The following is a 12,008-nucleotide window of genomic DNA, read 5'->3' on the forward strand; positions in this document are numbered from 1 at the left end:
TGGTTCCCCTGCCGCCTAGCGTTGCTGTCCATATTGATCGGTCAGCACGTCGCGCCGGCCGACATGGTTGGGGGGACTGACGAGGCCCTCCTCCTCCATCCGTTCGATCATCCGCGCCGCACTGTTATACCCGATGCGCAGCTGGCGTTGCAGCCAGCTCGTCGAGGCCTTCTGGCTCTCGACGACGATCTGGCACGCCTTGGCATACATACGATCCTCGGCGCTGTCGCCGCCCGCAGGAGCGCCCTCCATCGCGAAGCCGCCGTCCTCGGGATCCTCGGTGACGCTCTCGACATAGTCGGGCTGGCCCTGGCCGCGCCAATGGTCGGCGACCGCCCGCACCTCGTCGTCCGACACGAACGGGCCGTGGATGCGGGTGATCTGCTTGCCACCGGGGACATAGAGCATGTCGCCCTTGCCGAGCAGCTGCTCGGCGCCCGCCTCGCCCAAAATCGTGCGGCTGTCGATTTTCGACGTGACGTTGAAGCTGATACGTGTCGGCAAATTCGCCTTGATGACACCGGTGATGACATCGACCGACGGGCGCTGGGTCGCGAGGATCAGGTGGATGCCTGCGGCGCGCGCTTTCTGCGCGAGCCGCTGGATCAGGAATTCGACCTCCTTGCCCGCGGTCATCATCAAATCGGCCAGCTCGTCGACCACCACCACGATTTGCGGCAGCGGCGCGTAATCGAGTGTCTCTTCCTCATAGAGCGGCTGACCGGTTTCGGGGTCGTAACCGACCTGGACCCGCCGTCCGAGCGACTTGCCCTTCGACAGCGCGGTGCGGACCTTGTCGTTGTAGCTCGCGAGGTTGCGCACCGACAGCGACGACATCATCCGGTAACGGTCCTCCATCTGCTCGACCGCCCATTTGAGGGCGCGGATCGCCTTCTTGGGCTCGGTCACCACCGGAGCGAGCAGGTGCGGGATGCCGTCATAGACGCTGAGTTCGAGCATCTTGGGGTCGATCATGATCAGCTTCACCTGATCGGGGCCGAGCCGGTAGAGCAGCGACAGGATCATCGCGTTCAAACCGACCGACTTGCCCGACCCGGTGGTGCCCGCGATCAGCAGGTGCGGCATCGGCGCGAGGTCGGCGATCACCGGGTCACCGCTGATATTCTTGCCGAGGATGATCGGGAGCGCTCCAGTCTGTTCCTGGAACAGCGCGCTGCCGATCATTTCGGACAGCACCACCGATTCGCGGACGGCGTTGGGCAGCTCGATGCCGATCACGGTGCGCCCTGGGATCGGCGCGATGCGCGCCGACAGCGCCGACATGTTGCGCGCGATGTCGTCGGCAAGGTTCGACACCCGGCTCGCTTTCGTCCCCGGCGCGGGCTCGAGTTCGTACATGGTGACGACGGGGCCGGGGCGCACCGCAGTGATCACGCCCTTGACCTGGAAATCCTCGAGCACCGATTCGAGCAGCCGCGCGTTGCGTTCGAGCCCCGCCTTGTCGATCTGCCCGGTCGGCGCCGGCGGCGGCTCGGCGAGCAGGTCGAGCGACGGCATCTGGTAATTGGTGAACAACTCGGTCTGCGGCTTGGCGCGCGGTTTCGACGGCTGGGTGCGCTGCGCCGGGTCGGCAATCTCGGGCGGTGCCCGCTCGCTCGGCTCGGCGCGGGCGCGCGGGCGGATGACACGGCCCATCAGCGACGGCGCCTTCGCATCGGCGGCAAGCGCGGGGGCCGGCGCGACGACGCGGCCACCCTCGACGGCGGGCAGCCGAAGCCGCGTCCACCAGCCGGGTTCGAGCCGCAGCGCGCGCCACGCGAGCCACAGGCCGACGCCGATCAACAGCAGGATCGCGGCAAAGCGGACCAGCGCCGCGCCGGGTTCGCCGATGCGGTCGAACCACGGGTCGACCGCGCCGCCGACGATCAACGCGATGATCCCGCCCCAGCCCGCGGGAAGCGGGGCATTGCTGTCGGGGGTCCACAGTTGTGCGCCGAGGCCGACGAGCAAGATCGCGATGAAGACGAAGGCGAGCTGGCGTTTCCAATAGGGCTGCGCCTCGCCAGTCCACAGCCGCCAGGCGATCACGCCGAGCAGGGGTAGCAGCAGGGTGATCGCGACCCCGCCGACGAACAGCAGCAAGTCGGCGAACCACGCCCCCGCCCCGCCCATCCAGTTCGACGGATTGCCCCCCGCCGCGGTGTGGATCGCGGCATCGGTGCCGTCATGGGTGATCAGCGCCAGCGACAGGAACAACGTGAAAGCGCCAAGCGCCAACGCAGCGCCGATCACCAAAGATCGCGCAATACTCGCCCGGAAAACGGTGCGCCAATCGGCCTTTGCGGCGACGGGCTTGCGGCTGGCCATGCTGAAATCGGTCCCCACTGGAATTAACCACGGCGATATGCACATGCGCCGGACTCGTCGTCAAGCGCGGCCCCCAACCGAGCTGTGGGTTATGAAGGGGTTTCGCGTAAAGACGCAAAGGCACGAAGAAGAAGGTTCGGGCCGACAGGCCCCTCATCCCATGGACGGTGCGGTGGTCGCGGTGTCGGATGGCGCGCCGCTTCGCGGATGGCGCGACATCTTCGAGTCTTTGTGTCTTTGCGCGAAACAAATAATTCCGGCCCGTCGGCCCGCGCCACACCGCTTTTCAAGCGCCGCATTGCCGTCTAGGGCGGGGTCATGAGTGACGTACAGCGCAGCGACGTAATCATCTCCGGCGGCGGCCTTGTCGGCCAGGCCCTGGCCCTTGCGCTCGCGCACCACGGCCTTTCCAGCCAGGTCGTCGATCCCGCCGATCCACTGGCGACAATCGCACCCGGTTTCGACGGCCGCGCCTCGGCGATCGCCAGCGCGACCTGGCAGATGTTCGAAGTGCTCAGCCTCGCCGATCGGCTCGCCGGTCATGGCTGCCCGATCCGCGCGATCAAGGTCAGCGACGGCGTGCCCAACGAAAAGGGGCGTTCGGGCGAACTGGATTTCGAAACCGGCGCCGACGATCCCGCGCTCGGCACGATGGTCGAAAACCGCCAGCTTCGTCTCGCGCTCCGCGACGCGCTCGCCGAAGCCCCGCTCGCACGCCTCATCATGCCCGCGCAGGTTGTCGACCGCGATATCGGCCCGCACGGCGTCACCCTGACCCTTGCCGACGGCGCGAGACTGCAGGCGCCGCTGCTGATCGTCGCCGAGGGCCGCCGCTCGCCGACCCGCGACGCCGCAGGGTTCAGCATCGCCAACTGGTCGTACCACCATCATGCGATGATCGGCGCGGTCGTGCACAGCAAACCGCACGATCGCGTCGCGCACGAAATCTTCTTTCCCTCGGGACCTTTCGCGCTGCTGCCGCTTGTCGACGACGCGCAGGGCCGCCACCGTTCGGCCTTCGTGTGGACCGTCGCCGAAAAGGACGGGCCGGGCTTCGCCAAATTGGGCGAGAGGGGCTTTGTCGCGGAACTCGAAAAGCGCGCGGGCGACCTGCTCGGCAAAATGGAACTGGTCGCGCCGCGCATGACCTATCCGCTCGGCTTCCACCATAGCGCGACGATCGTCGCCGACCGGGTCGTGCTCGTCGGCGATGCCGCGCATGGCATCCATCCGATCGCCGGGCAGGGACTCAACCTCGGCCTGCGCGACGTCGCGGCGCTCACCGAAGTGCTCGTCGAGGGCGCGCGGCTCGGCCTCGACCTCGGCGACGCGGCTTTGCTTGCGCGCTACCAGCGCTGGCGCGGACTCGACAGCCTGATGGTCAGCCTCGCGACCGATGGCCTCACGCGTCTCTTCGGCATTCCCGGCCGCACCGCCGCGGCGGTGCGCCGCGCCGGCCTCGGTGCGGTACAGCGATTGCCGATGCTCAAACGCTTCTTCATGGACGAGGCGCGCGGCGAAGCCGGTGACCTGCCCCGCCTGCTCGCGGGGGCGGAGGTTTAAGCCCACCCCATTTTTCCGTTCGTGTCGCGCGACGTCGAGACGCCTCGATGGCGCGTGCGACCGATGGGCATCTCGACGTCGCGCGCTGCAAACGGGTATCTTGCCCATCCCTACGTATTTCCACCTACGTCCCGGGCACGCCCCCGCTAACCATGAACCCATAGCCTGTCCCATGCGGTAACGACCCGCCGCGCAGCAGGAGCCGGACCATGTCGGTGAGCAGCCACGCCCTCGAAGCGGCGGTGACCGATTGGATCGCCGCGCGCGCTGCCCTCGATGCCGAGTCCTCGCCGCGCCGCCGCGTCCAGGCCGACCGCGCCTTCGCGCGCCTCGCCGCCGCAGCTTCTCCACGCGTCCGCTATTTCATCCGCCGCTACGGACTGTCATCGGTGGCCGACGATGCCGAACAGGCGTGTGCGATCGCGCTCCACCGCGCCGCGCAAAGCTACGACCCGCGCCGCGCGGCCTTTACCACCCATATGAACTGGCAGATCCGCGCCGAACTACAGGCGCTGCGACACCGCCTCCACGGCGACCAGCGCCGAGCGCCGCACCGGTTTGCCGCCGCAACGCTGTCGCTGGACGATCCGGGCATCGGCGACCTGCTCGTCGATCCCGGTGCCGAAGCCGCCGCGGAAGGACGGGCCGCCGACTATCTCGCAGGCCGCCTTGCCGATTGCCTCGCCGACGACTGGGCGCGGCGCCGCGACGCCGAATGGCAAAGAGGAAAGGCAAAGCTCGCGGCGCATCACACCCTCGTGCGCCGGCATCTGACCGCAATCCAACCCGCGGGCCGCCTGTCCGAAAGCCATCGTCATATCGTCCGCGCCGCCTTCGCCGATATGGCGCAGCATCTCTTGCCGGCGGGTCGCGCCTGATTTTACTGCAGCGTCGAACGCCCGTCTTCGCCGTCGAAGCGGCCGAAGAACTGCATCAGCTGGACGACCAGTTCGGCGCGTTCGTCGATCGATGTCGTTTCCAGCAACGCCTGCTTCGCCGCGGCATCGAACGGCGCGACCTGCGCGATACCGTTGACGAGCGTCGCATCGTCGAGCTGGCCGACCGCATTCCAGTCGACGACATAGCCCTGCCGTTCGGCGAACCGCTTCGCCTCGCGTTCGAGGCTGGCACGCTCGATGCTCGCCAGCACCGCATCCTCCTCGACCTCGCTCTCGATTTCGGCCTCGACCTGCCGAAACGGTGTCGTGACGTCGAGTTCGCGGCGGACGCGAAACCGCGCCACGCCCTCGAGCACCAGGTTGAAGCGCCCGTCGTCGAGCGCCTCGACGTCGATGATCTTGCCGACGCAGCCGACGTCGTAGAGCGCCGGCGGCTCGCGATCCTCTTCGCCAGGCAGCACGCGCGGCTGGATCATCCCGATCCGCCGGTCGCGCACCAGCACCTCCTGCACCATCGCGCGATAGCGCGGCTCGAAGATGTGCAGCGGCAGGTGCAGCCCGGGAAACAGCACCGCGCCGGGCAGCGGAAAGATCGCGATCCGCTGGATGGTCAGGGGCGCGGTATCGCCCATCAGCCGAACAGGATCAGCGACAGCCGGCGGCGCTGCGCCGCAACCCACGGATCTTCGAGCCCGACGGCTTCGAACAGCGACAGCAATTTCGCGCGCGCGGCATCTTCCTGCCATTCGCGATCCGCCGCGACGATGTGGAGCAGATTGTCGGCGGCAGCGTCGCGCCTGCCGGCGCCGATCTGCGCGGCAGCAAGGTCGAATCGCGCCTGATGGTCGCCCGGATCGGCCGCGACCGCGGCTTCGAGCGCCGCCAGTTCGCCCGCGTCAGGGGCATCGGCGGCGAGCGCATAGGCGCTCTTCGCCTGCGCGATCGCGGCATCGTCGGCGATCTCGGCGGGGATCATGTCGAGCAGGCCCTGCGCGCTGGTCAGGTCGCCCGCGAGCACCAGCGCGCGAATCAGCCCGCCATGCGCCGCCGCATTGTCGGGTGCCATCTCGAGAATCTGGCCGAAGATCGAGGCGGCGCGTTCGCCGTCACCCTCGGCGAGCACGCCCTCGCCCATTTCAATCAGCGGGGCGATCTCGACGGCGCGGGCGCTTGCGGCGCTTTCGACCGGCAATTGCGCGAGCAACTGGTCGAGCATCGCCTTGATCTGGCTTTCGGTGCGGGCGTTGGTCAGGTTGGCGACCGGCTGGCCCTGGAAGATCGCATAGACGGTCGGGATCGACTGGACCTGGAACTGGCCGGCGATGAAGCGATTCGCATCGACGTCGATCTTGGCGAGCAAAACGCCCTTGTCCGCATAATCGGCAGCGACCTTTTCGAGAATCGGGGTCAGCTGCTTGCACGGCCCGCACCATTCGGCCCAGAAATCGAGGATGACGAGGTTCGACATCGACGGCTCGACGACGTCGCGGCGGAACGCTTCGACGGCGTCCTTTTCTTGCGGGTTCAGACCCAAAGTGGCCACGGGGTTATTGCTCCTGTTGAATGCCTGTCGTTCTTATGTGGGATTTGTGCCCGATATGCCAACCCTTCGGGGCCAATCGTGCAGGAAAAGCATGAAGGGGGGTTGCCGACTCCAAAAGCCGATGCTAAGCGCCCGCCTCACCCGCTGGAACCGACCGGTTTCAGCCGCCAGAGCGGGCGTAGCTCAGGGGTAGAGCACAACCTTGCCAAGGTTGGGGTCGAGGGTTCGAATCCCTTCGCCCGCTCCAGTCTTTCCCGCGGCTTGCGCCGCGGGCCGTCATCGGGCTTCGGTGACCCTCACCGACTGGCTTACCAGCTCGATCTCGCGATATGCGGTCAGAAAAGCGATGTCCGCCGCGTCGCGGCCGACACAGATTCGGGCCATCGCATCGCCGCGCGCCATGCCGGTGGCATCGACCGGGTACCAGTCACCCGCGAGATAGACTTCGGCGACGGCGTGGAAATCCTGCGGCTCAACGCCCAGCGCATAGGCGCTCGCCATGCGCGCGGGAATATGCGCGGCGCGGGCAAGCGCGATCATCACATGGGCATAGTCACGGCAGACCCCGCGCCGTTCGACGAAGCTGTCGAGCGCGCCGGTTTCGGATGTGCTTGTCCCCGCGACATAGGTGAAGCGGCTTTCGATCCAATCGCGCATCCGCGCAATCTTCGCCCCGCCTTCCAGTTCGCCGAAGCGCCGCTCGACGAAGGCGTGAAACTTGTTCGAGGGGCAATAGCGCGATTCGTTGAGATAGGGGACCGCCCCGGCCGGCAAGCGGTGCAGTGGGACCGCGGCGAGGAGGGCGAGATCAGGGGCGGGACGGTCGATCGCGACCCGCGCGCGATAGTCGACACGCAATTGTCCGTGCTCGCGCAGCCAGATCGGCTCGCAAATGCCATTCGGCGTCGGCACGCGCGCCAGATGGTCGGGGTTGCCGAGGTCGAGCGATGCGTCGAGTACGCGCTGGCCATGGCCGTCGGCGGCCTCGATCTGCAACATCAGGTCGACCGGTTCGGGCAGCCGGTAATTTAGGGAAGCGGAAATTTCGAGTTTCATCTATCGCCAACGCATGGGGGAGAGATCGGTGCCGCTAGGCGCAGTCGCACCAAAGGGCAAGCCGCGCTGCCCCCGCCGCCAACCATAGGATCCTTTGTGACCGCTTCGCGTACCATCCCCTTCATCGTCGCGACGATCTTCATCGACGCGATCGGGTTCGGCATCATCATGCCGGTGTTGCCGCAACTGGTGATGGAGATCGGCAGGGTCGACCTTGCCAGCGCGATGGGAATCGCGACGGCGATCGGACTGGTGATGGCGGTCGCGACCTTCCTCGCCTCCCCCGTCCTCGGCAACCTGTCGGATCACTTTGGGCGGCGGCGCGTGCTGCTGCTGTCGCTGGCCGGCCTCGCCGCCGACTATGTGCTGCTGACCATCGTCCATACGCTCCCCTGGCTGTTCGTCGCTCGCGCCCTGTCGGGCATTTTCGGAGGCAGCGTTGCCGCTGCGCAAGCGGCGATTGCCGATGTCACCCAACCCGAAAACCGCGCGCGAAACTTCGGCTTCGTCGGCGCTGCCTTTGGCGTCGGCTTCGTGGTCGGGCCGGTGATCGGCGGGTTTCTGGGCGAAGTCGGACCGCGCGCGCCCTTTGTCGCCGCCGCGCTGCTCGCCGCGGCGAACATGCTCTATGGCTTTTTCATCTTCCCCGAAACGCTGCCGGCCGAGCGTCGGCGCACCTTCGACTGGCGCCGCGCCAATCCGTTCGGCGCGTGGAAGACGATGCGCGGGCTGCCGGGGATGAGCGGCATCGCGACGGTGCTGACCCTGTGGCAGATTTCCAGCCTCGTCTATCCGATGACGTGGAGCTTCTATTGCATCGCGCAGCTCGGCTGGTCGCCGAAGATGATCGGCGCGAGCCTCGCCGCGGTCGGGGTCGCCATCGCGCTCGGCCAGACCTTCGTGGTAGGCCCCATCGTCCGCCGCTTCGGGGAACGCGACGCGGCGACGATCGGCATCCTCGTCGCGGTTACCGTCTATATCGGCTATGCCTTTGTCGACACGACATGGGGGGCGTTTCTGCTCATCGTGCCGATCATGTTCCAGGCGCCGGTGCAGCCTTCGCTCAACGCGCTGATGTCGCGGCGCGCGAGCGCCGCGATGCAGGGCGAGGTCCAGGGGATTTCGGCGATGGCGATGGGACTCGGCCAGATCGTCGCGCCGACGCTGTTGATCGGAACGATGGCCTGGTTCACCGGCGACAAGGCGCCCGTGCATTTTCCCGGCGCGGCGTTCCTCGTCGCGACATTGTTCGGGCTGCTCGCGCTACTGATGCTGCGCCGCCTGCCGCGCGTCACACGGACGAGCGACGAAGCTGCGCCCGATCAGATGCCGCCGTCGGTCACCGCATAGCCGGCGGCCTCAAGCCCCGCCGTCACCGCAGCGACGCACGCCGCGACCGCCTCGGCCGAGGTCGAGCGGACGACGAAATTGGCGCCGACCTTGCCGTCGCGAAAAAAGGGGTAGCTGCCGATCGCGACGCCCGCATGGTCCTTTTCGCCCTGGCGCAGCAGATCGGCGACCTCGCTTTCGGGGGCCCATGACCCGATCGTATGCGCGACGAGCGGCGCGCCGCCTTCAAGCTCGCCAGTCAGCGCGTCGAGCATTCCTGCGGTGATGTGCGGCACGCCGGCCATCACGAACAGATTGCCGATGCGGATGCCCGGCGCGCCCGACATGCGGTTCGGGATCAGCTCGGCGCCGTCGGGGGTGCGCGCCATGCGCAGCCGCGCCTCGGTCAGTTCGCTGCCGCGCGCGGTGTAATAACGCTCAAGGATCGCGCGCGCATCGGGGTGGACGATCACCCCGACGCCGAGCGCTTTCGCCACCGCGTCGACGGTGATGTCGTCGTGGGTCGGGCCGATCCCGCCGGTGGTGAAGACATAGTCGTAGCGCGCGCGGATCGCGTTCAGCGCCTCGACGATCTCTTCCTCGACATCGGGGACGATGCGCACTTCGCGCAGACGAATCCCCTGCACGTCGAGCCAGGTCGCGATCTGCGCGACATTCTTGTCCTGCGTGCGGCCCGACAGAATTTCGTCGCCGATCACCATTACGGCGGCTGTCCAGATACGTTCGTCGCTCATCGCTTTGCCTTAACCGGACGCCATGACAAAACAAGTCCGGTGGCACGGCGCCTTAGTTCCTGATATGTTCCACCCCGACTCGCCAAGCCAAGGGAGACGCATGATGGCCGATGAACTGATTTTCTACACCAACCCGATGTCGCGCGGGCAGATCGTCCGCTGGATGCTCGAAGAGGTCGGCGCGCCCTATGAGACCCATATCCTCGGTTATGGAACGTCGATGAAGGACGAGGCCTATCTGGCAATCAACCCGATGGGCAAGGTTCCGGCGATCGTCCACGACGGCAAGGCCGTTACCGAGTGCGCCGCGATCTGCGCCTATCTGGCCGACGCCTTTCCGGACGCCGGTCTCGCGCCCGCCGCCGATGCCCGCGCCGATTATTATCGCTGGATGTTCTTTGCCGCCGGCCCCGTCGAGCAGGCGATCACCGCGAAGCATTTCGGGATCGAACCCGACGCCGATCAGCAGCGCTCGGCGGGCTTCGGAACGCTTGAGCATGCACTCGACGCGCTTGAAAGCGCGGTCGCGGGCAAGACCTATGTCGCGGGTGACAAATTCACCGCCGCCGACGTCTATGTCGGCAGCCAGATCGACTGGGGGCTGCAGTTCGGCACGATCCCGAGCCGCCCGGCATTCGAGGCCTATGCCGCCACCCTGCGCGAGCGCGACGGGTATAAGCGCGCCAAGGTGATCGACAATGGCCTGATCGCCGAGATGCAGGCGGCGAATCCGGCTTAGGGCAGCGCCCTGATCAGCTCGACCGCCAGCGGGGCGAGGCGGCGAATCTGCGGGTCTTTCGATTCGGAGGCGCTGACATAGATGGCCGAAGCAAAGGCGGTGCTGTTGTGGATCGCCGCGAGACCGGCGGCGCCGGCATAGGCGTCCCGCCAGCGCGGGTTGGCGTCGGGGTGCAATGATTGGAACCATGCCGCCAAGGCGGCATCATCGATATCGGAACGCCGCGCGAGATAAAGGATCGGGCCGGCGAGACGCGCCGGTTCGCCATGGACATAATAGGGCGATGCGGCGGGCGCGACCTGCGCCGCGATTGCCGCGAGCAGCCGGTCGGCATCGGCGCGCGACAGGCGCGGGTTGAGCGCCAGCTGAAGCATCAGGTCGGCGCCGTGCGCGACGCCGTGGCGCCAGCCCTCGCCCGCCGTGAAGCCGCGATAGTCGGTGACGCCGCGCAGATAGGTGGCGCCCGCCGCCGCGAGCGCGTGGAGTTCGACGTCTGTCAGAAAGGGCTCGATCCGGTCGGCGCGCGCGACCTCTGCCAGCGCCAGGGCCGCGAAGGGACGACGAAAGCCTGACGCGTCGTCGGGTCCGGCCATCATCGCCTGCAGGCGCGCATTGGCGTGGCGCATCAGCGCCGGCTCGACCTGTTTGCCGCGCAATCCTTCGGACCAGAGGGTGAAGGCAAAGCCGTCACGCACCGCCGGGTCAGGATCGCCAAGGCAGGCAAGCAGCGCGTCGATCGTCGCCGCATCGGCCTTTGGGAAATAGTGGGCGGCATAGACCTTGAGATCGCTGTCCGCCGGGCGTCGGATGGCGCACTTGTCGGTTTCACTTGCGGTCGCCGGCGTCGCTGCCGCCATCATGGTCAAGCCGATGACGGCCCATATCGCCTTCATTCCGCCCGCTCCTCCCCAAATGAAAGAGCCCGGCGAATCGCTCCGCCGGGCTCCTTGCATCAGTTGGTCATCCGTCCGCTCAGTCGCGGCTGCCCAGCAGGTTGAGCAGGAAGGTGAACATGTTGACGAAGTCGAGATAGAGGTTCAACGCCCCCATAATCACGGTCTTGCCCATCATGTCCGTCCCGCGGACGTAGAAATACATGCTCTTGATCTTCTGCGTGTCATAGGCGGTGAGGCCCGCGAACACGAGCACGCCGACGATGCTGATTGCCAGCATCAGCGCGGGCGACTGGAAGATGAAGGCGTTGAGCAGCATGGCGACGATGATGCCGATGACGCCCATGATCAGGAAGGTGCCGAAGCCCGACAGGTCCTTCTTGGTCGTATAGCCATAGAGGCTGAGACCCGCGAAGGCAGCGGCCGTCGCGAAGAAGGTCTGGGCAATCGAACCCATGCCGAAGCGCAGGAAGATCGTCGACATCGACAGGCCCATCACCACGGCAAAGGCCCAGAAAAGGCCTTGCATCGCGGCGGTCGACAGCTTGTTGATGCCGAAGCTAAGCACCAGCACGAAGGCCAGCGGCGCCAGCGCGACGACGAACCACAGCGGACTGGTCACCATCGAAGCGGTGAAGCCCGACTGGAAAGCGAGCAGGGCGACGATGCCGGTGAGCAGCACGCCCGATGCCATATAGTTGTAAACCGACAGCATGTACGACCGCAGGCCGGCATCGACGGCCTGGTCCGTTGCAGTCGCTGCGGCGCCAAAACCGGAAGCCGCCATATTGGGGTCGTTCCAATTAGCCATTGTTTTCACTCCATCATTGGCCAGCCCATACCGGCCATGGCCACAATATCGTTATTTTTTCCCGCGCTTTCAAGCGAAACCGGACAAGAGGC

The 12,008-nt window shown here is 66.7% G+C and carries 11 protein-coding genes and 1 tRNA gene; 5 read left to right on the top strand and 7 right to left on the bottom strand.

Annotation, left to right across the window (positions count from 1 at the left end; all coding sequences use genetic code 11):
- Positions 1 to 15: 15 nt before the first annotated feature.
- The gene (locus tag AC3WS4_RS07645) at positions 16 to 2,328 is read right to left on the bottom strand and encodes a DNA translocase FtsK (protein WP_187669106.1); all 2,313 of its coding nucleotides are present in this window, start codon (positions 2,326 to 2,328) and stop codon (positions 16 to 18) included.
- Between the two features lie 318 nt (positions 2,329 to 2,646).
- On the opposite strand from AC3WS4_RS07645, the gene AC3WS4_RS07650 reads away from it, so the two are divergent.
- Positions 2,647 to 3,891: an FAD-dependent monooxygenase gene (locus tag AC3WS4_RS07650; protein ID WP_187142288.1), complete on the top strand. Its 1,245-nt coding sequence runs from the start codon at positions 2,647 to 2,649 to the stop codon at positions 3,889 to 3,891.
- A gap of 209 nt (positions 3,892 to 4,100) precedes the next feature.
- A complete protein-coding gene (locus AC3WS4_RS07655) occupies positions 4,101 to 4,769 on the top strand; it encodes a sigma factor (RefSeq protein WP_492735269.1) in 669 nt (222 codons plus the stop codon).
- Positions 4,770 to 4,771: 2 nt separating this feature from the next.
- Here the strand turns inward: AC3WS4_RS07655 and AC3WS4_RS07660 are convergent, their stop codons facing one another.
- On the bottom strand, positions 4,772 to 5,422 hold the full coding sequence (locus AC3WS4_RS07660; RefSeq protein WP_056345121.1) for an LON peptidase substrate-binding domain-containing protein: 651 nt from the start codon (positions 5,420 to 5,422) through the stop codon (positions 4,772 to 4,774).
- On the bottom strand, positions 5,422 to 6,333 hold the full coding sequence (locus tag AC3WS4_RS07665; RefSeq protein ID WP_492735267.1) for a tetratricopeptide repeat protein: 912 nt from the start codon (positions 6,331 to 6,333) through the stop codon (positions 5,422 to 5,424). Before AC3WS4_RS07665 ends, AC3WS4_RS07660 begins: the two co-directional genes overlap by 1 nt.
- 172 nt (positions 6,334 to 6,505) lie before the next feature.
- Between AC3WS4_RS07665 and AC3WS4_RS07670 the strand changes: the two genes are divergently transcribed.
- Positions 6,506 to 6,580, top strand: a tRNA-Gly gene (locus AC3WS4_RS07670).
- A gap of 29 nt (positions 6,581 to 6,609) precedes the next feature.
- Here the strand turns inward: AC3WS4_RS07670 and AC3WS4_RS07675 are convergent.
- Entirely contained in the window at positions 6,610 to 7,389 is a 780-nt protein-coding gene (locus AC3WS4_RS07675) for a transglutaminase-like domain-containing protein (protein ID WP_056345126.1), read from the bottom strand.
- Between the two features lie 96 nt (positions 7,390 to 7,485).
- On the opposite strand from AC3WS4_RS07675, the gene AC3WS4_RS07680 reads away from it, so the two are divergent.
- Positions 7,486 to 8,739, top strand: coding sequence for an MFS transporter (locus AC3WS4_RS07680; RefSeq protein ID WP_492735265.1), 1,254 nt, complete (start codon positions 7,486 to 7,488; stop codon positions 8,737 to 8,739).
- Here AC3WS4_RS07680 and AC3WS4_RS07685 read toward each other — a convergent pair.
- Positions 8,712 to 9,473: a competence/damage-inducible protein A gene (locus tag AC3WS4_RS07685; protein ID WP_492735263.1), complete on the bottom strand. Its 762-nt coding sequence runs from the start codon at positions 9,471 to 9,473 to the stop codon at positions 8,712 to 8,714. The genes AC3WS4_RS07680 and AC3WS4_RS07685 overlap by 28 nt on opposite strands.
- Positions 9,474 to 9,576: 103 nt before the next feature.
- Here AC3WS4_RS07685 and AC3WS4_RS07690 point away from each other — a divergent pair, with 103 nt between their 5' ends.
- A complete protein-coding gene (locus AC3WS4_RS07690) occupies positions 9,577 to 10,212 on the top strand; it encodes a glutathione S-transferase family protein (protein WP_492735261.1) in 636 nt (211 codons plus the stop codon).
- Here the strand turns inward: AC3WS4_RS07690 and AC3WS4_RS07695 are convergent.
- Positions 10,209 to 11,105 (bottom strand): DUF2785 domain-containing protein, encoded by an 897-nt coding sequence (locus tag AC3WS4_RS07695; RefSeq protein ID WP_492735259.1) that lies wholly within the window; start codon positions 11,103 to 11,105, stop codon positions 10,209 to 10,211. The two genes, AC3WS4_RS07690 and AC3WS4_RS07695, sit on opposite strands and share 4 nt — an antisense overlap.
- 79 nt (positions 11,106 to 11,184) lie before the next feature.
- Positions 11,185 to 11,916: a Bax inhibitor-1/YccA family protein gene (locus AC3WS4_RS07700; RefSeq protein ID WP_056345147.1), complete on the bottom strand. Its 732-nt coding sequence runs from the start codon at positions 11,914 to 11,916 to the stop codon at positions 11,185 to 11,187.
- Between the last annotated feature and the right edge of the window lie 92 nt (positions 11,917 to 12,008).

The organism is Sphingopyxis sp. EU05-FHT14B03 (assembly GCF_058790875.1).

What these genes read in the sequence shown, in the direction of transcription:
- AC3WS4_RS07645 (WP_187669106.1), bottom strand. Translation starts at nt 2,328, where the DNA reads ATGGCCAGCCGCAAGCCCGTCGCCGCAAAGGCCGATTGGCGCACCGTT.
- AC3WS4_RS07650 (WP_187142288.1), top strand. Translation starts at nt 2,647, where the DNA reads ATGAGTGACGTACAGCGCAGCGACGTAATCATCTCCGGCGGCGGCCTT.
- AC3WS4_RS07655 (WP_492735269.1), top strand. Translation starts at nt 4,101, where the DNA reads ATGTCGGTGAGCAGCCACGCCCTCGAAGCGGCGGTGACCGATTGGATC.
- AC3WS4_RS07660 (WP_056345121.1), bottom strand. Translation starts at nt 5,422, where the DNA reads ATGGGCGATACCGCGCCCCTGACCATCCAGCGGATCGCGATCTTTCCG.
- AC3WS4_RS07675 (WP_056345126.1), bottom strand. Translation starts at nt 7,389, where the DNA reads ATGAAACTCGAAATTTCCGCTTCCCTAAATTACCGGCTGCCCGAACCG.
- AC3WS4_RS07685 (WP_492735263.1), bottom strand. Translation starts at nt 9,473, where the DNA reads ATGAGCGACGAACGTATCTGGACAGCCGCCGTAATGGTGATCGGCGAC.
- AC3WS4_RS07690 (WP_492735261.1), top strand. Translation starts at nt 9,577, where the DNA reads ATGGCCGATGAACTGATTTTCTACACCAACCCGATGTCGCGCGGGCAG.
- AC3WS4_RS07695 (WP_492735259.1), bottom strand. Translation starts at nt 11,105, where the DNA reads ATGAAGGCGATATGGGCCGTCATCGGCTTGACCATGATGGCGGCAGCG.
- AC3WS4_RS07700 (WP_056345147.1), bottom strand. Translation starts at nt 11,916, where the DNA reads ATGGCTAATTGGAACGACCCCAATATGGCGGCTTCCGGTTTTGGCGCC.